18 protein-coding genes, 1 pseudogene and 1 other annotated feature are annotated in these 18,290 nt (G+C 36.0%); of the genes and pseudogenes, 5 read left to right on the top strand and 14 right to left on the bottom strand.

Translation table 11 applies throughout. The features are described 5' to 3' along the window. Position 1: 1 nt before the first annotated feature. From H8S01_RS10285 to H8S01_RS10245, 9 genes are all read right to left on the bottom strand, one after another. The gene (locus H8S01_RS10285; protein WP_243204336.1) at positions 2-2,527 is read right to left on the bottom strand and encodes an efflux RND transporter permease subunit; all 2,526 of its coding nucleotides are present in this window, start codon (positions 2,525-2,527) and stop codon (positions 2-4) included. Between the two features lie 179 nt (positions 2,528-2,706). Then, positions 2,707-3,669 carry a D-2-hydroxyacid dehydrogenase gene (locus H8S01_RS10280; protein WP_186837128.1) on the bottom strand — a complete coding sequence of 321 codons (963 nt, stop codon included), beginning with the start codon at positions 3,667-3,669 and terminating at the stop codon, positions 2,707-2,709. Positions 3,670-3,700: 31 nt separating this feature from the next. After that, entirely contained in the window at positions 3,701-5,047 is a 1,347-nt protein-coding gene (locus tag H8S01_RS10275) for a glucose-6-phosphate isomerase (RefSeq protein WP_186837127.1), read from the bottom strand. A gap of 79 nt (positions 5,048-5,126) precedes the next feature. Beyond that, a complete protein-coding gene (locus tag H8S01_RS10270) occupies positions 5,127-5,714 on the bottom strand; it encodes a hypothetical protein (RefSeq protein ID WP_186837126.1) in 588 nt (195 codons plus the stop codon). A gap of 189 nt (positions 5,715-5,903) precedes the next feature. Further along, positions 5,904-6,770 carry an SDR family oxidoreductase gene (locus H8S01_RS10265; protein WP_186837125.1) on the bottom strand — a complete coding sequence of 289 codons (867 nt, stop codon included), beginning with the start codon at positions 6,768-6,770 and terminating at the stop codon, positions 5,904-5,906. Positions 6,771-6,834: 64 nt separating this feature from the next. Next, positions 6,835-7,395 (bottom strand): GNAT family N-acetyltransferase, encoded by a 561-nt coding sequence (locus H8S01_RS10260; RefSeq protein ID WP_186837124.1) that lies wholly within the window; start codon positions 7,393-7,395, stop codon positions 6,835-6,837. A gap of 43 nt (positions 7,396-7,438) precedes the next feature. Continuing rightward, positions 7,439-8,083 (bottom strand): hypothetical protein, encoded by a 645-nt coding sequence (locus H8S01_RS10255; RefSeq protein ID WP_186837123.1) that lies wholly within the window; start codon positions 8,081-8,083, stop codon positions 7,439-7,441. Between the two features lie 51 nt (positions 8,084-8,134). Continuing rightward, on the bottom strand, positions 8,135-9,070 hold the full coding sequence (locus H8S01_RS10250) for a hypothetical protein (protein ID WP_186837122.1): 936 nt from the start codon (positions 9,068-9,070) through the stop codon (positions 8,135-8,137). Positions 9,071-9,093: 23 nt separating this feature from the next. Further along, a complete protein-coding gene (locus H8S01_RS10245; RefSeq protein WP_021865112.1) occupies positions 9,094-9,786 on the bottom strand; it encodes a 5'-methylthioadenosine/adenosylhomocysteine nucleosidase in 693 nt (230 codons plus the stop codon). A gap of 177 nt (positions 9,787-9,963) precedes the next feature. Between H8S01_RS10245 and H8S01_RS10240 the strand changes: the two genes are divergently transcribed. The 5 genes from H8S01_RS10240 to H8S01_RS10220 all read left to right on the top strand — a co-directional run bounded on the left by H8S01_RS10240 (position 9,964) and on the right by H8S01_RS10220 (position 13,286). Next, on the top strand, positions 9,964-10,209 hold the full coding sequence (locus H8S01_RS10240; protein ID WP_021865111.1) for a TIGR03905 family TSCPD domain-containing protein: 246 nt from the start codon (positions 9,964-9,966) through the stop codon (positions 10,207-10,209). Then, the gene (locus H8S01_RS14315) at positions 10,206-11,015 is read left to right on the top strand and encodes a radical SAM/SPASM domain-containing protein (RefSeq protein ID WP_186837121.1); all 810 of its coding nucleotides are present in this window, start codon (positions 10,206-10,208) and stop codon (positions 11,013-11,015) included. Before H8S01_RS10240 ends, H8S01_RS14315 begins: the two co-directional genes overlap by 4 nt. Positions 11,016-11,040: 25 nt before the next feature. Then, positions 11,041-12,105 (top strand): undecaprenyldiphospho-muramoylpentapeptide beta-N-acetylglucosaminyltransferase, encoded by a 1,065-nt coding sequence (locus H8S01_RS10230; RefSeq protein WP_021865109.1) that lies wholly within the window; start codon positions 11,041-11,043, stop codon positions 12,103-12,105. A 127-nt stretch (positions 12,106-12,232) separates the two neighbouring features. After that, positions 12,233-12,634 carry a Fur family transcriptional regulator gene (locus H8S01_RS10225; RefSeq protein WP_186837120.1) on the top strand — a complete coding sequence of 134 codons (402 nt, stop codon included), beginning with the start codon at positions 12,233-12,235 and terminating at the stop codon, positions 12,632-12,634. A gap of 109 nt (positions 12,635-12,743) precedes the next feature. Then, a complete protein-coding gene (locus H8S01_RS10220) occupies positions 12,744-13,286 on the top strand; it encodes a rubredoxin-like domain-containing protein (protein ID WP_186837219.1) in 543 nt (180 codons plus the stop codon). A gap of 58 nt (positions 13,287-13,344) precedes the next feature. On the opposite strand, the gene H8S01_RS10215 is transcribed toward H8S01_RS10220, so the two are convergent. The 5 genes and pseudogenes from H8S01_RS10215 to H8S01_RS10195 all read right to left on the bottom strand — a co-directional run bounded on the left by H8S01_RS10215 (position 13,345) and on the right by H8S01_RS10195 (position 18,247). Then, complete coding sequence (locus H8S01_RS10215) at positions 13,345-14,292, bottom strand: Rpn family recombination-promoting nuclease/putative transposase (RefSeq protein ID WP_186837119.1); 948 nt, start codon at positions 14,290-14,292, stop codon at positions 13,345-13,347. A 367-nt stretch (positions 14,293-14,659) separates the two neighbouring features. After that, a complete protein-coding gene (locus tag H8S01_RS10210) occupies positions 14,660-15,694 on the bottom strand; it encodes a bile acid:sodium symporter family protein (RefSeq protein ID WP_021865105.1) in 1,035 nt (344 codons plus the stop codon). 113 nt (positions 15,695-15,807) lie between these two features. Further along, positions 15,808-16,054 (bottom strand) — a binding site (T-box leader). Positions 16,055-16,202: 148 nt separating this feature from the next. Further along, positions 16,203-16,448: pseudogene (locus H8S01_RS14470) on the bottom strand (TRAP transporter large permease subunit); the annotation flags it as partial. Between the two features lie 16 nt (positions 16,449-16,464). Beyond that, on the bottom strand, positions 16,465-17,802 hold the full coding sequence (locus tag H8S01_RS10200; protein ID WP_186837117.1) for an MATE family efflux transporter: 1,338 nt from the start codon (positions 17,800-17,802) through the stop codon (positions 16,465-16,467). Beyond that, positions 17,795-18,247, bottom strand: a complete 453-nt coding sequence (locus H8S01_RS10195) for a MarR family winged helix-turn-helix transcriptional regulator (RefSeq protein WP_186837116.1) — start codon at positions 18,245-18,247, stop codon at positions 17,795-17,797. The genes H8S01_RS10200 and H8S01_RS10195 overlap by 8 nt, the downstream gene beginning before the upstream one ends. Positions 18,248-18,290: the final 43 nt, after the last annotated feature.

The raw sequence follows: 18,290 nt of genomic DNA, 5'->3' as shown, positions 1-18,290 counted from the left end.
GTCATGACTCCTCATCTCCTTCCTGTGCTTTATTGTCTTCAATATCATCATCTTCTGATATCTGTTGAGAATCCAAATCATTCTGCTCAATCTGACCCTGCCTTCCTGGAATCACAGAGTCTACAGACACTTTCATCTGTCCCTGGAATGTACCCTGTATATCAGCATCAATTTCACCTTGTACATATCCACGTACATGTCCCGTTACTCTTACTCTTCCTGCAACTTCTCTCTGTGGTCTTGTAATATTCATTGTAAGTGCTGTCTTTTCTATAATAATGTCTCCCATAAGAAGTATTTGAGGCAGTACAAATAATACAAGAATTATTGAGATTAAAGTTCCTCGTCCAAGTGCCACACCAATTGAAGCAACTGTGGCATCTGATGCAATTTCACCAATCAGAAAACCGGCACATGTAAGTATTGAACCTGATGTAAATATTGTCGGAAATGACTGGTTAAGTGTCTCGGTTATGGCTTCTTTAAGCGGCATCTGCTGTTTAAGTTGCAGGTATCTGTTAGATATAACTATCGCATAATCAATTGTAGCACCCATCTGAATTGCTGATACAATCAGATATGCTATGAAAAATACAGTCTGCCCCTCAATTGACGGAACTGCAAAGTTTATCCATATACTTCCCTGAATTGTAAGTACGAGAAGTACAGGAAGACCTGCCGACTGGAATGTAAAGAACAATATTATCATAACAAATAACGCTGTCAGCACGCTTATTATAATATTATCTGACGCAAATGATGACTCAAGGTCATGGTCACTCGTTGAATTGCCTACAAGAATAACACTGTCTTTTGAATAATATTGTGCAGCGATTCCTCGAATTTCCTCCAGTGCATCATATGTCTCCTGACCTTCAACAGGAAGCGAAATATTAAGAACAAGCCGCGAATAATCCGAACCCTGAAGCTGGAGCTGTGCATCATGAAGTGTGTCATATAAAGTTGTAAGCTTTTCATCCAGATTGCTGTCAAGAGTCACATAACCTTCCTTATATTGGTCATATAAGAACAGAAACATATCAATAATCGGAACATCGTAATCATCAATTCCTGTTACAACCGGCCCGTACTGCTCCTGATTATATGCATATGCCATATATAAAACTTCAACAACTTCCCTGTCAATTCCCACAAGTTCCGAAAACTGTCTTGGACTTAATTTATCTGTAAGTACATACTCATCATTTATTGAAACATTGGAAAGAGCCAGTGCAGATGTCACGTAATCAAGATTCTGAAGTTTTTTTACAACCTTATGCTCAGATTCATAATCACCCTTAGGTACCATTACTACAAGCTGGTTACTTGCACCAAAAGTTTCTTCTATCGTCTCCTGTGCAATCTTTGATTCGCTCTTTTTTGCACTTACAATCGAACTTGTATCATAAATATACTGACAGTTATTTGATTTCATAAATGCAAATACAAGACATATTATAAAAAGCGGAGGTATAATATATTTTGTCTTATTGGCAAACTTACCAACAATAGTAATCTTTGGAACATAACATTTGTGATGCGTCTTATCAATTCCTTTTGCAAAAATTAAAAGCACCCCCGGCATAAGGAAAAATACCGAAATAAGACTTAAAATAATCGCCTTTACAAGAATTATACCCATATCATATCCAAGTCTGAACTGCATGAACATCATTGCAACCATACCTGAAATAGTAGTAAGTGATGACGAACTTATTTCCGGAATAGCCTTTGAAAGTGCTACCTTTACAGCCTCTTCAGCATCAAGCGTCTCATGCTCTTCCATAAATCTGTCGCACAGAATAATAGCATAGTCAATAGCCAGTGCCAGCTGCAATACAACCGCAATAGAATTAGTGATTGATGAAATCGTTCCAAACCAGTAGTTAGTTCCCATATTAAGAATAGCCGCTACCCCAAATGTAATCAAAAGTACCGGTATCTGCAGATATGCCTTAGTTGAAAGCAAAAGCACAGCAACAATGACAACTACAGCAAGCACAAGAATTATATTCATATCCTTCGCAAGTGATTCGGCACTTGACTCTTCTGAACCAACTTCAGTTGAAACATAAACATCATAATCCGCCAATATATCCTTGACAGAATTCAATGCGTCCTTACTTACCTGTTCATCCGATGTCCCACTGAAAGTAATGTCAAATAATGCATTAGTCCCCTTAAAATGGTCAGATGAATCATCAAATGCAACTTCCTTGACACCGTCCACATTTTCAAGACTATCGACAAGCGAATCCGCCTGATTAAACGTGACATTTGCAAGCATAACCTTTGCACTTCCATATGTCATAAACTGTTCATCCATTATAGACAGACCTTGTCTTGTCTCACTGTCAGCCGGCAGATAAGATGTTATATCCTGATTGACCTGTACCTTATTAATACACAGCACACTGTAAATAATTGCCAGCACAAAAAGAATCTCTATGGCTTTACGCTTATTTACAATAAATGTTGCCACCGTAAGCCACAGATTTCCTTTCTTCTTTTTTTCCTGTTCTTTCATACGAATCTCCTGTTTTCTTAACATTGTGTTGATTATTTTTGTGATATAATTGTATATAATATCATAAAAATTGCTCAATAACAATTTTTAATCAAACTTGTCTCAACTCAACCGGAGCGAAATCACCTTTGTAATAAAAAACGGGACAAAACACTTTCACATGTTTTGTCCCATAAATTTTATACTACTGCATTACGGCTTTCTCCTGCCTCAAATGCTTTAATATTTTCATATACCTCGTCCATCAGACGAACGCGTGCTTCATAAGTTGCCCATGCAATATGAGGTGTAATAATAAGCTTGCTGCTGTCCTGTATCTCAAGAAGAGGATTATCTGCTGCAATCGGCTCTTTGTCGATAACATCAAGACCCGCACCGGCAATTATATTCTCTTTTAATGCTTTTGTTAAAGCTGCATTATTTACAATAGGGCCTCTGCCGAGATTCAGAAGAACAGCATTCTTTTTCATCTTTGCAAATGCTGCATCATCAAAAAGATTATTTGTTTTATCATTAAGTGGTGCATGTATTGATATAATATCTGAATTTTCAAGAAGTTCATCAAAGGAAACTCTCTTAAATTCAGTATCATATGTATGTCCGCTTGCCGAAAAATATACCACCCTGCATCCAAACGCTTTGGCTACATCTGCAACTCTTCTTCCTATGCTTCCAAGTCCGGCAATCCCCCATGTCTTTCCACTGAGTTCATTAAATACTTTGTCAAAATGTGTAAAACACGGACTTTTGACATACTCTCCGGATTTTACATATTCATCGTAATATCTTAATTTTTCGTATACATAAAATAAAAGTGCGAATGTATGCTGCACAACTGATTCCGTTGAATATCCTGCAACATTAGCAACCCTTATTTGGTGAGCCTTTGCATATTCAATGCCAATATTATTATATCCTGTTGCAGTCTCAGCAACCATCTTTATATTTGGTGATGCTTCAAACAATTCCTTTGTAATCACAACTTTATTAGTCACAACCACATCAGGCTGTATTTCCTTAATACGCTGTAACGCTTCCTCCTGCGTACTTGTCCGGTATGTTATAACTTCACCGAGTGTTTTAAACTTATCAAGCGAAATATCATCACCATATGTAATTGTATCAAGCATTAAAATTTTCATGATAAATTCCTCTTATTGTTAATTGTTAAAATTAAATTCTCTTACGGAGTTCTTCTCCTTCTGCTTCATACCCCGGCTTTCCAAGAAGTGCAAACATATTCTTCTTATAGCTTTCAACACCAGGCTGATTAAACGGATTAACACCGAGCATATAACCTGAAAGTCCACATGCAAATTCAAAGAAATAGAATAATTCGCCGAGATAGAATGGTGTCTGCTCAGGAATATCAACTCTTAAATTTGGTGTATTTCCATCTGTATGTGCAAGAATTGTACCATTCATGGCACATTTATTTACAAAATCCATCGTCTTTCCTGCAAGGTAATTAAGTCCATCAAGGTCTTCATCTTCTTTTTCAATAACAATTTCTCTTGATGTCTTCTCAACATTAAGAACAGTCTCGAACATAATTCTTGAACCATCCTGTATAAACTGTCCCATAGAATGTAAATCTGTTGTCAAATCAACACTTGCCGGGAACAATCCCTTGTTATCCTTGCCTTCTGACTCACCCATAAGCTGCTTCCACCACTCAAGTGTATAATGAAGACTTGGCTCATAATCACAAAGAATTTCTACTGATTTGCCTTTTCTTAACATAATATTTCTGAGTGCTGCATATTGCATTGCATCGTTATTGTCAAAATCATTCTCAATGCAGCGTTTTCTTGCTGATGCTGCTCCTGCCATAAGTTCGTCTATATCAACACCGCTTACTGCAATTGAAAGAAGTCCTACTGCTGTAAGAACAGAAAAACGTCCGCCTACATCATCAGGTACAACAAATTCTTCATAACCTTCTGCGTCAGCAAGCTTCTTTAATGCTCCTTTAGCCTTGTCAGTTGTAGCGTAAATCCTCTTTGCAGCCCCGTCTTTTCCATACTTTTCTTCAAGCATTTTCTTAAACACCCTGAATGCAATAGCCGGCTCAGTTGTAGTTCCTGACTTTGAAATAATATTTACAGAAAAATCCCTGTCACCGATTACATCAACAAGCCCAGCAAGATAATTTGAACTGATTGAATTACCTACAAAATAAATTTCCGGTGCTTTCCTTAAATCCTTAGAAACTGAATTAAAGAAATTATGTCCAAGAAATTCAATTGCAGCTCTCGCACCGAGATAAGAACCACCGATACCAATTACTACAAGCACATCTGAATCTGACTTAATCTTTTCTGCTGCCTTCTTAATACGTGCAAACTCTTCCTTATCATAATCAACAGGAAGGTCAATCCATCCGAGATAGTCATTACCTGCACCACTCTTAGAAAGAAGAAGCTTTCTTGCACTCTCCGTAAGTGCTTTCATTGATTCAACTTCATGTTCATGTACATAACCTGCTGTCTTAGAATAATCAAATTTTACCTGTCCCATATATAACCTCCATTTCTTTACTTTTTAAGTAAAGTCCACAAAATAATAAAATACTATCTTATTTAATTATACTTCCTGCCTAGGTATTTTTCAAGATTTGCTTGTACTGTTTATTAAGCCTGCCAAACTCAGCTGCTGCCTGTCCCCTCAGCTTTTCCGTATATATTCCTCTCACATTTTCCTTCAAAAGTTCCGAATATTTTTCAAAGTGCAGGAGTTCATTCTGCATTATAATAATAATATTCTTTTTATTTTCATTATAATCAGTCATTTTTTCCGAAACTCTTAAAGCAATTACCTCAAGGAGAGTCATTGATATATATACAAAACATTCCTGTAAATTATTAATATGAAAAATTACACTCAGAATTCCCATTACCATAATTATATTACCGGATTTTTTTGACACATCAGCAATCAAATCCGGCGAATATCCACCATAAATACACGAATCAAATGTGTTTTCCACAAATCTTTTTACATTATCAACCGGAATTCCCAGCTTTGTACACTCTTCATATCTTAAAATCGTATTTTTCACGAATACCGTTCTCATCATTTTACGGCTGCAGTCCTCTTTTATGTACGCTATAATCGTATAAACCACAAGCTGTGCCGTCATCCCCAGTAAAAATATAATTAACATCCCCAATAAAATTATTTTCATACAACCTCCATTTATTTATCTGTAACATTAAGAAGTTTATGACAGCATTTCTTCCATATCACTTAAAAATATTATAATTCAGGCATCATATTTTTTAAAGTCCTCATATTAACAATCGTTTTACAAAAAATACGGCAATGTGCCTTTTTCTGACACACCACCGCATAAAAATCATATAAACATACCGTCTTAGACACCGCTGTATGCACTGTATCCGCCGTCAACCGGAAGAACAATGCCATTTACAAAACCTGACGCTTCATCACTTGCAAGAAAAAGTGCTGCACCTATAAGTTCTTCCGGATTACCAAATCTGCCCATCGGTGTTCCGGCAATTATCTTTCCTGCTCTTGCAGTATAACTTCCATCCTGATTAAATAAAAGAGAATGATTCTGTTCTGCTGCATAAAATCCCGGTGCAATTGCATTACATCTTATTCCGCTCTCTCCAAAATGAACTGCAAGCCACTGTGTAAGATTAAAAATTGCACTTTTTGCATTGCCATATGCAACAACCTTTGTAAGCGGAAGAATTGACGTTACAGATGCTATATTAATAATGCTTCCACTTCTTTTTTCTACCATATCTTTTGTAAAAACCTGAATCGGAAGAAGTGTTCCCATATAATTAACATCCATTACATCTCTTATTTTATCTTCATCAAGATTCCAGAACGAATAATCATCTTTTCCTTTTTCCTTCTTTAACATCTCTGTTGAAGCTATTGCACCCGGCTGGTTTCCACCTGCACCGTTAATAAGAATATCACACGTTCCAAGTTCACTGCTTATTAGACTGTACGCTTTTTCCAGTTCATTTTTATCAGTCACATTACAGCTGTATCCCTTTACGATAACATCTTTGCCATACTCATTTAACGCATCTTCTGTCAGTTTATTAACTACATTCAAAAGCTTTTCCTGATTACGCCCTATTATGGCAGTTTTTGCTCCACTAACGGCAAGCCCATATGCCATAGCTGAGCATAATGTTCCGCTTCCTCCCGTTACAATTGCTGTCTTTCCCGTCAAATCAACCTTAAATGGTATTTTCATACGATAATCCTCCTGTATTTTTTAAGATTACCTTTTTTCCGTTTTATATTATACTGCAACAATTCTATAATTTAAAGTTCTGCTGCCATATTACCTCATGTGGATTAGCATTATGCTCCCCAATCATTTTTTCCATCCATATCATATCAAACCACTGTCCGAATTTATAACCACTGTTATGAAAATGTCCGGCCTCAGTAAATCCCATATTGTCATGGAAACGTATGCTGTCATCATTAAGATATCTTCCCTCCTGTACCGGGCAGGCAATACATGCATTCATATTAAGTATACCCATATCTTTAAGTTCCTGTTCAAGTACCTCGTACAATGCCTTGCCAATACCCATTCTCTTACAGTTATTTTTTACATAAATTGTTGTTTCAACAGACCAGTCATAAGCTCTTCTGTCTTTAAAGCTTGCAGCATATGCATATCCGACTATTTTTCCTTCATGTACAGCTTTAATATAAGGATATTTTGCAGAAATATTCTTTATTCTTTCTTCAAATTCATCTTTTGATGGAACATCATATTCAAATGTTATTGCTGTATTTTCAACATATGGTGCATATATCTCTAAAAGTTCTTCTGCATCTTCAACTGTCACTTTTTCAATCTTCATAATTCAATACACCCCCGCAAAAATCTTTTCTGTATCTTATAAATTACATGCTGAGCGTATGTACTACATCTTCATACCTTTCCGTTTTTTCCATGATATCCCGTGCGGACACCCCATAATATCTGTATATATCTTTGTATATGCAGTTAAATTTTTTTACCATTTTATCACTGCCACATACTCCACCGCTTATTGAAGAATAATTTTTTTCAATATCTATATGCATATAATCATTTTTATCATTAAATCTTTTTACAAGCTTGTGATAATCTATGTCAAACAGGTCTTTAGGCACATTTTGTGCTCTTTCCATGCGTTTTGCGTTCTGCTCCATCAATTCAAGCATATCCTGTTCAGATGTGCCTTTCAACTCAGGTTCTGATGTCAAATCACCCAACAACTCAGGTTTATATTGGATTATAAAAGAGGAACGCATCTGATTATACTCTTCTTTATACTCGTCAGAATCTTTATCAGCCTCTTCAAATCCGTATTTATTTTTTGCATAATAAATAACCTCATCAACAGTGTGCCCTTCCGGTTTCAGGCTTTTTTCGACAAATTTCATTTTTCTATTAAATATATATTTCTTTATTTTCTGTCTGAGCGTATATCTATGATTTTTTCCCGCCAAAAATACTGCCGTCGGACCATCAGTCCCTTTAATTATTGTAATATTTTCTACCATATATTCACCAACCTTTATTTTTGTATACTGATTTTTTCATATCAAATACTTCTAAAATAAGTCCAGCATATTATCAAGATATACTTTTTCTCTCACATGAACATGATACTCTGGCTTTGTCATATAATAAAGCAAAAATTCAAGAATTAATGCACTTCCAAGTCCTCTGCCCTCTATCTTAAAGTTGGAAAATCCCATAGAAATATACTTATCTTTTATATCATTAACTCCAATAAATCCCGGATTTTTCATTGCTTTGGAAAATCTATAACCTTCGTTAGAACCGGGAGCACTGCATATATGTTCAGATATATTCTCCCCAAGATTTTTACGGCTGACAGCTTCATAGCATTTTTTTCTGTCATTGCATCCAAACCAGCAACATTCATTACACAAAAACTCCACTTTGTCCTTTTGCCCGCATGTCATACTGCCAAGCCTGTCAAATGTCTTATTCAGGCGGAAATCCGGCACAACATACTTAAAATCATCCCTGTCAGTTTCCATAAGAAACTCATCAAAATCAGTAATCACCTTTGTTGTAGATGATACCAGATATAATTCCGGATAATTATTTTTCAGATAATCAAGTAATAATTCAGAATGAACAATTACACCATTTTGTACTTTATTATTTTTCTCAAATAATCTACAAAGTTCATTACATTTTCTATCTGACAAATGCTCTTTTTTCAAAAGTGAATTACTAAATGTAAGCCTTGATGAAATCCCATATTCTTCTAAAAGAGTAAGAACTTCTTCAGGATTACTATCTCCGTCTGAAACACGTCCGCCACCCCATATACAGTCTGATGGTGCACCATATATTGAACCAATATCACACCAGTCATAAAAATATTCTCTGTGTTCATAAAATAACGGCAAAAACACCCGGTAAAAGTCATAAAATTCAAACAATCCCGGAAGATGATAGTAAACTGTGCCTGTTAATGAACTCTCTATATTTTTAACTTCCAAAAAGTTCATATATTTATCAATTTCCTTATTAATTAAATTCTTGAAACAAGTTCCTTTAATAAAAGGACTGAATTGGCAATTGCCTGCTTCTCAAAAGTTGGATAATCCATTGTTGCACTGTCATCTGCCTTATCCGAAATCGCTCTCAAAATCACAAATGGAACCTTATTAAGATATGCTGCCTGTGCAATAGCCGCACCTTCCATCTCTGTACAGTATCCTGCAAATTCAGACGAAATTCTTTCCTTTACTGCCTTATCCGAAATGAACTGGTCTCCACTTACAACTCGTCCAACATGAACGCCTACTGAAGTGACTGCCTTCGCACACGATTCCTTTGCAAGCTCGATAAGTCTATCATCTGCTTTAAATGAAAGTGTATCCATTCTTGGAATCTGACCAAGTGGATATCCAAATCCTGTCGCATCCATATCATGATGAAGAACATCTGATGATATAACAATATCCGCAATATCAATCTCAGCCTTTAAAGAACCGGCAATACCTGTATTGATAACATAATCAACGCCAAAATCGTCAACAAGAATCTGTGTACATACAGCAGCATTAACTTTACCAATACCACTTCTTACAATTACAACATCCTTACCGGCAAGAATTCCCGCCTTAAATGTCATACATGCCTTAGTCTCTTCTTTTTTTATATCCATAACTGCCACAATCTGTTCAACTTCTTCATCCATGGCTCCAATAATACCTATCATATAATCCTCCTTAATTTGTAACGAAAACAGCAGCTGTCAGCATCCTCACCGCATATTCTCATTTATGTATTCATTAATATATGTTTATAATAATAGATTTTTCACATTTTTGCAAGACCTTGCGGCACATTTTTTGATGTGATATACTTAGCATAAATTTCAAAGGAGGATTATAAAATGAAATATAAAACATCCGGTGTATGTTCCCGCTCAATTGATTTTGATGTTGTTGATAATAAAGTAACTAATGTGCATTTTGAAGGTGGCTGCTCAGGCAATACACAAGGTGTTGCAGCACTTATAGAAGGCATGGATATAGATGAAGCAATAAAAAGAATGTCCGGCATCAAGTGTGGATTCAGACCGACATCCTGTCCTGACCAGCTTGCCAATGCATTAACACAGTACAAGGAGCAGGCGTGAAAAAATACCGTGTCACACGATTCAAACGTATTTATATAGAAATAACAAGTTCCTGTAATCTTACATGTTCATTCTGTCAGGAAACAAAACGTGACAAACGCTTCATGAGCATCGATGAATTTTCTCATGTAATAGAACAGGTCAAGCCTCTTACAGAATTTATATATCTTCATGTAAAAGGTGAGCCTCTTCTGCATCCGCAGCTTGGTGATATTCTGCAGATATGCCATGATGAAGGTATGCGTGTAAATATCACAACAAATGGAACGCTTTTAAAAAAACAACTTGATACACTTATTGTTCATCCGGTTCATCAGATAAATATTTCAATGCACAGTGCTGATGATAATGACTGTATTGATATGGACACGTATTTTAATAATATAACTGAATGTTGTAATATGCTTAATGAAAAAACTGACACGGAAATATCACTTCGTCTTTGGACAACACTCGAAAAACCTACTCTTTTTGGTCAAAAAAATCTTACAATCAGAAAAAAATTATATATAAATGTACAGTCACCATTTGAATGGCCCGATATTAATAATTCATACTATAATGACAGAGGATTTTGTCAGGGATTACGCACACATATTGCCATACTTTCTGACGGAACAATAGTTCCATGTTGTCTTGATGGCAATGCATGCATTTCGCTTGGAAATATATTTGTGCAGGATATTTCTGAAATCTTTGAACAGGAACGCACGCAGAATTTCATTCAGGGATTCCGTGACAAACGTGCTGTTGAGCCACTTTGCTGCCATTGCAGTTTTAAGGAAAGATTTTCACATAAAATGTAATTGAATTGAAAGGAAGTTCCAAAAAATGAAACAGATAATTTTAACCGGTGGTGGCACTGCCGGACATGTAACACCTAATATTGCATTACTTCCAAGTCTTGCGGCTGCCGGATATCAGGTAACTTATATAGGTTCTTATACAGGTATTGAAAAACAACTTATTGAAGACCTTGGAATAACTTATTATGGAATTTCATCCGGTAAATTACGCCGTTATAAAAGCTGGAAAAATCTTACTGATCCTTTTCGTGTTATTGCAGGATATTTCCAATCAAGAAAATTAATCAGAAAAATCAAACCCGATATAGTTTTTTCAAAGGGTGGATTCGTATCCGTTCCTGTTGTTCTTGCAGCAAGCCATAAACATATTCCTGTAATAATACATGAATCTGATATGACGCCCGGTCTTGCCAATAAAATAGCAATGCGTGGAGCCACAAAAATATGCTGCAACTTTCCTGAAACACTTAAATATCTGCCAAAAGACAAAGCAGTTCTTACCGGTTCTCCTATAAGACATGAACTTCTTCTTGGAAATAAACCTGCCGGACTTAAATTATGCGGTTTTAACACATCAAAACCAATTATTCTTGTTGTCGGTGGAAGTACCGGTGCTGTAAAAGTAAATAATGCCGTGAGAGCAATCCTTCCGGAGCTTCTCAAAAAATATCAGGTTGTCCACCTCTGCGGCAAGGGAAAGACTGATGCATCTTTAAACGGAATTGATGGCTATATCCAGTTTGAATATATAAGTGACCAGATGCGTGATTTATTTGCTATAAGTGATATAGTAATCTCGAGAGCCGGTGCAAATGCAATATGCGAACTCCTTGCTCTAAGAAAACCTAATATTCTGATTCCGCTTTCTGCCAATGCGAGCCGAGGCGACCAGATTCTCAATGCTAATTCTTTTAAAGAACATGGCTACTCAAGCGTCATGACCGAAGAAGAAATCACTCCTGAAAAACTTCTTGCTGCTGTTGATGATTTGTATAAAAACAGACAAAAATATATTGATGCAATGGATTCAAGCCCTCAAAGCGAAGCCATTGATAAAATTATGTCTCTTATTAAGGATTGCAGTAAATAATATTTTCTATTATGAGCATATTAACCATGTAATGTCAGTAAACGATAATTTTATATATTGACATTACATGGTTTTTTCTTTAAAATAATAATAGTAATAATTATCATTATTAGAAGAGGTATATATTATGGCTACTACAAAACACAGTAAGCAGCGTGATGCAATTAGAAACTTTCTTATTTCAAGAAAAGACCATCCTACCGCCGAAGTAGTATATGCTAATGTAAGCAAAGAATTTCCAAATATAAGCCTAGGGACCGTATATCGGAATCTCTCATTTCTCGTTGACAATGGTCAGGCTGTTAAAGTGCCTTGCGATGATGGCTCGGTTCATTTTGATGGAAATGTTATGCCTCATTACCATTTTCAATGCACAGAATGTGGAGCTATTATTGATTTAGACTTTAATGATTCCAAGCCTGAGAAAGCTCTTGTTTCTGCTGCATCAAACCAGTTCGACGGAATAATCGAAGGAAGTGTTTCGTTTTTCTACGGAAAATGTCCAAAATGTTCCAAGAAGCAAAAATAGGAATTATTACTATTTAGTGTTGACAAACAATAAATAACGTGATATATTAGTTGCATAGAAAACAGTAACAATTACTATTTTTAAAAATTTAAACGTAAAGGAGATTAATATTATGAAATTTGTATGTTCAGTATGTGGTTATGTTTATGAAGGTGATACAGTTCCTGCAGAATGTCCAGTCTGTCACGCAGGCTCAGATAAATTTGTTGCTCAGTCAGATGAAAGAACTTGGGCTGCAGAACATGTTGTAGGTGTTGCAAAGGGCGTAAGCGAAGATATTCTTTCTGATTTACGTGCTAATTTTAATGGCGAATGTTCAGAAGTAGGTATGTATCTTGCTATGGCAAGAGTTGCCCATAGAGAAGGTTATCCTGAAATTGGTCTCTACTATGAAAAAGCTGCATGGGAAGAAGCAGAACATGCTGCTAAATTCGCAGAACTTCTCGGCGAAGTTGTAACAGACAGCACAAAGAAGAACCTTGAGATGAGAGTAGAAGCTGAAAATGGAGCCACAGCTGGTAAGACAGACCTTGCAAAGAGAGCAAAGGCTGCTAACCTTGATGCAATCCATGATACAGTTCATGAGATGGCTCGTGATGAGGCTCGCCACGGAAAAGCTTTTGAAGGTCTTTTAAAGAGATACTTTGGTTAATTAAAAAATTATTTGAGCGGGCTGTATTTCCTGTTGGGAATACAGCCCCACATATTTTCTAGTCTTTTAATTCCTTTATAATATCATCCACATTATACTCGGGTGCTGACCTGATTACAGCATCATAAACCGGCTTGATGTCACTTTCCTCCTCTTCAAGTTCATCTGCTATCAATGCAACAGACTTTTCCTTTTTTACTTTTTTAATAACAAGCTTAATTTTGCTTATCAATTCATTTTTCTCTGCAAGCTCTACAGCCATCTCTACAGCCATCTCTTCCGCCATATCTCTGGCTACAACCATTCTGACTTCCTCTTCATCATAATCATATATACTCACTTCAACGACCTCCTCTCTGTGTTTCTCAAAGAAATCGACAAGTATATTCTCCTCTACACATTCATCTATTGCCTCTGTAACTGCTGTTTTAACATCTTTATCTTCAACATCTGTCTTATATCTGGTTTTTTCAACAAATGTCATATAATCCCGAAGCGTCTTGCACTTATTCAGGATATCTGCATCACCATTAATATTTATTACCCGTACCTTTAACTCCATTTCGGGATTGTCTGTATATTCTTCAAACATATCTGACAACTTGATTATCTCTTCTTTTTCAATCCACTTTTCTTTTCCATTATAAAATGTAATGAAATGCGGAACCGGAATTTTCAGCATACTTCTTCTATGAAGTGTACTGTTACTAAATATCTGTCTCATTACATCTGATACATAATGAAGAAATCTTAAAGGCATATTCGGATTCTTTGACGACTGCTGCTCAAACATATATAAATTCATGCTTAGCAGAAATGAAGCATCATTTTTATACTTCATATACGAGCCGCCATTTAATGTAGTTACCTGTAAATCATCCACATTTTTATAAGATGAATTGTTAAGTGCATTGTACAAATCCAGCAAATTAGCTTTGTCGGCATACAACATGCAGAATACATTATCCTTAAATTTTGCTGATACATTGTCTTTTTTCTCTGCCATAGATATCCTCCTTTTGTTTAACAGGCTGATATCCACACACATACTAATATTATTATTTATTAGTATATTATCATTTGCAGATAATGAAAACAAGCCTGCTGTAGTCCAATTAATTTTTGTGGGATTCATGCTGAATGAATACTCAGCTCTGATAGACAGCTAAATAGAAATATATTTATAATTAAAATACATATGCTGTCTGCAAAAGAATTCTTTTAATATATTAATATCACATATAATTATATATGTCAATAATTTATTTATAAAATAATAAAAATAATCAGGCTGTGTCCAAATACATTTATACATGGAACAATCAGCCTGATTGACTTTATCATAATCTTATTTGAATATATTTCATCTTATTTTATTCTGCCTGCTGCACATCTTCATTTTCTGTATCAGTAGACTTTCCTTTAATCTTATCCTTTAATGCAAATGCTCCGGCAAGTAATGTACCTGAAATTGAATGCCATGTACATGATACTGCACAGATAATAGCTGATTCAGGTGTTGAAGCAAACTGGGCTGTAGTAGTTGCAAGATTAGTTGCAAGTCCTGCATTCTGCATACCAACTTCAATAGATATTGTTCTCTTCTTTGCCGTATTCATTCCTACAAGCTTTCCGGCACCATAACCAAGCAGATATCCAAGTCCGTTATGTAAAAGAACAGCTACAAATATTACCGCTCCTGACTCAAAGAATTTAGCCCCCTGTGATGATACAACGCCGCCAACAACACATGCAAGTCCAAGAACAGCTATACCCGGCATGATTTTCTGTATTTCTGCAAATATTTTTTTCTTTCCAAATAAATAATTAAATAAAAATCCAACGGCAACCGGAAGTATTACTGTTTCAACAATAGAAACAAACATCGGAAGTGCCTTAATTGAAATATGTGTTCCACTTGCAAGAAGTGATACAAGAAGTGGTGTCATAAATGGTGAAAGTATTGTTGATACCGTAGTCATTCCAACTGAAAATGCTACATCACCACCACAAAGGTATGACATGATATTTGATGAAACACCTCCAGGACAGCAGCCTACAAGTATAAGTCCAAGACCTATTGCATCTGAAAGTCCAAGAACCTTTGTTATAGCAAATGCTAAAAATGGCATTATAAGATATTGTGCTATTGCACCAACACATATATCAAATGGTCTCTTTGCCAATATTTTAAAGTCCTGTGTTGTAAGCGTAAGCCCCATGCTAAACATAATAATGCCTATAATTATTGACTGGCTTGTGAATTTGTTTGATGCAAAATCGACAAACAACTTGTGATTTACCCATGACATCATACCCGGTACAAAAAATGTCACAACTGCAATTGCGATAACCACTATTGAAGTGTAATCTGATAAAAATTTACTAACTTTTTGTAATGCTTTCATTACGTCCTCCTTGTTTTCCGAAGGAAAATGCGAGCTTCTTCTGTGAGCAGAGGGCTTACACTCCCCTTGTTTTTGTCCACTAAAAAAGTCCCTTTTCCAGCCATTAAGACTAAAAAAGGGACGAATATAATCCGCGTTACCACCCTGATTCTGCAGTATCACTACAGCACTTTACATACCAGCATATGCTATCCATATAACGGTGGAGCCCGGCGAGGTTTACCAGCACAGCATATACAGCTCTGCTTTCAGCCCGCTTCTTAGAGAGGATATCCTGATATGACTATTACCTGTTTACACCAGCCACAGGCTCTCTGAAAATAAATCAATAACAGACATTGTTCTCTTCAACGAATTTTGGTGAACATATTTTGTTTTTCAATAAGTATTATAGTCCTCATTTTCTATATGTCAAGCACTAAATTATAAAAATATGGACTGTATAAAAATACGGACTGCACACCATATTGATGTACAGTCCGTATTCATGTTGGAAAAAAGGTATTTATTACACTAATCCCAATATCCTAGGTAAGAACATAGATATTGCAGGGAAGTATGTAACCAGTAATAAAGCTACAAATATAATTGCGAAGTACGGTAACATGTACTTAATAACACTTTCAATAGTCACACCGCCAACACGGCATCCTGTAAAAAGAATTGTTCCAACAGGTGGTGTAATTGTACCAATTGATAAGTTAAAGCAGAGAAGGATACCAAAATGTATCGGGCTCATGCCAAATGCTGTACAAAATTGAAAATGATTTTCATATTCTCTTTTTATATTTTAGAAAAATAAGGTAAACAACATTTAATAAAATTCCGAATATTGTCGCTGCCGGTGCTGCAAATCCAATCTTTGTAAGACTTGCGTCAGGCTGAATACTCATATAATAAGCAAGCGGAAGACGCACAAGAAGTGTCTGTATAAGTCCCTGTGCCATAACCCATATAGTCTTATCATGTCCGTTAAAATATCCAATCATGCTGAAAAGAATAGCTGTCACTATTGTTTCCAATGCAAATCCTTTAAGATAATCATATCCCTTTTGTACAACAGCTGCATCCGTTGTAAATATTCCTGTGAGTATGTCACCTTTAAATATTATTAATAAAAATGCAATACACCCTATAACAAGTCCTACACCAATGCCTGTAAACATCGCCTTTTTGGCTCTTTTCTCATTACCAGCACCGACATTCTGTGACACAAATGATGCCATTGACTGCATAAGTGAACTTGGAATCAACATTGCAAAGTTTACAATTTTACAGGCAACGCCATATCCCGATGAAGCCTCAAGTCCAAGTCTGTTGATGAATGCACATAATGCCAGAAATGAAACCTGAGTAAGAAACTCCTGTAATGCAAGAGGAATCCCGATTTTTAATGCTCTTTTACAGTGCATATTTATCTTGAAATCACTTTTTGTCATCGTAAATATCTTATTCCTTTTTACAAGCATAAATAATGCCAGCATAACACTTACCGCCTGTGCAAATACTGTTGCTATTGCTGCACCTGCCGCATCCATTTTAAGACCGGCAACAAGCAAAAGGTCACCCACAATATTTATAACACAGGCAACTGCAACAAATATAAGCGGAGATTTACTATCGCCAAGTCCTCTGAAAATTGCAGATAAAAGATTATATGCCACAATAAAAAATATTCCACCGCCACAAATCTTCACATATACCGATGTAAGCCCTACAGCTTCTGAAGGTGCTTGCATGACAATGGCAATGCGGCGTGAAAAACATATCATCACAAAAAATAATACTGCTGAAATTATCGCAAATATTATAATTGAACCACCTATAACCTGCCCTATCAGCTCCTGCTTCTTTTCACCTATATATCTTGCAATAAGCACCGTTATGCCCATTGCAAACTGTGTAATTACAAATGTCACAAGATTAAGTACCTGGCTTCCTGTTGAAACGGCTGACAATCCGGAAGTCGTACCGAATCGTCCAACAACAAGCAGATCAACTGCACCATACGCAGCCTGCAGTATCAGTGCACCGAGTATAGGCATCATAAACGGAATTAACTTGCCAAGTATGCTTCCCTGTGTAAAATCCGATTTTGAATTATTCAATGTCAACTCTCCTTTCACTCATTACTTTATAAAACTTTTCTATTGTATTAATCATGCAATCAGCCTCTTCCTCTGAAATACCATCAAGATATCTGCATAAGCGGCTGTAATAATTTTTATCATATTTTTCAGACAGTTCTTCACCTTTAACTGTAATCTCAATATATGTTATACGTGCATCCTCATCAGACGAAATCTTCTTCAGATAACACCTTTCTTCCATCTCTTTGACCGTCCTTGTAACACCCGGACGTGGTATTGCAAGGGAATCGCTTATGTCAGAAATCTTGACCCTCTGCACTCCATTTCCCTGCAATTTGTGAATTGTATCCATATACTGTATATATGCCGGCTTTACTCCATCTGGCAGCTCCGGGAGAAAATCACGGATTCTTTTTGCCAGAAAGCACGCATCTAACATTCTTTTTATTTTTTCTTCTGTCATAAATACTCCTTTCATTTTATCCGCATATAGTTATCTTTGGTAA

This window comes from Lachnospira hominis (ex Liu et al. 2021), assembly GCF_014287955.1.
Taxonomy (GTDB): domain Bacteria; phylum Bacillota; class Clostridia; order Lachnospirales; family Lachnospiraceae; genus Lachnospira; species Lachnospira hominis.
The sequence above is the reverse complement of the archived record's forward strand: the minus strand, read 5'-3'. Positions and strand labels throughout refer to the sequence as shown.

Coding starts and splice junctions, on each gene's coding strand:
- H8S01_RS10285 (WP_243204336.1), bottom strand. CDS start 2,527: ATGAAAGAACAGGAAAAAAAGAAGAAAGGAAATCTGTGGCTTACGGTG.
- H8S01_RS10280 (WP_186837128.1), bottom strand. CDS start 3,669: ATGAAAATTTTAATGCTTGATACAATTACATATGGTGATGATATTTCG.
- H8S01_RS10275 (WP_186837127.1), bottom strand. CDS start 5,047: ATGGGACAGGTAAAATTTGATTATTCTAAGACAGCAGGTTATGTACAT.
- H8S01_RS10270 (WP_186837126.1), bottom strand. CDS start 5,714: ATGAAAATAATTTTATTGGGGATGTTAATTATATTTTTACTGGGGATG.
- H8S01_RS10265 (WP_186837125.1), bottom strand. CDS start 6,770: ATGAAAATACCATTTAAGGTTGATTTGACGGGAAAGACAGCAATTGTA.
- H8S01_RS10260 (WP_186837124.1), bottom strand. CDS start 7,395: ATGAAGATTGAAAAAGTGACAGTTGAAGATGCAGAAGAACTTTTAGAG.
- H8S01_RS10255 (WP_186837123.1), bottom strand. CDS start 8,083: ATGGTAGAAAATATTACAATAATTAAAGGGACTGATGGTCCGACGGCA.
- H8S01_RS10250 (WP_186837122.1), bottom strand. CDS start 9,070: ATGAACTTTTTGGAAGTTAAAAATATAGAGAGTTCATTAACAGGCACA.
- H8S01_RS10245 (WP_021865112.1), bottom strand. CDS start 9,786: ATGATAGGTATTATTGGAGCCATGGATGAAGAAGTTGAACAGATTGTG.
- H8S01_RS10240 (WP_021865111.1), top strand. CDS start 9,964: ATGAAATATAAAACATCCGGTGTATGTTCCCGCTCAATTGATTTTGAT.
- H8S01_RS10230 (WP_021865109.1), top strand. CDS start 11,041: ATGAAACAGATAATTTTAACCGGTGGTGGCACTGCCGGACATGTAACA.
- H8S01_RS10225 (WP_186837120.1), top strand. CDS start 12,233: ATGGCTACTACAAAACACAGTAAGCAGCGTGATGCAATTAGAAACTTT.
- H8S01_RS10215 (WP_186837119.1), bottom strand. CDS start 14,292: ATGGCAGAGAAAAAAGACAATGTATCAGCAAAATTTAAGGATAATGTA.
- H8S01_RS10210 (WP_021865105.1), bottom strand. CDS start 15,694: ATGAAAGCATTACAAAAAGTTAGTAAATTTTTATCAGATTACACTTCA.
- H8S01_RS10195 (WP_186837116.1), bottom strand. CDS start 18,247: ATGACAGAAGAAAAAATAAAAAGAATGTTAGATGCGTGCTTTCTGGCA.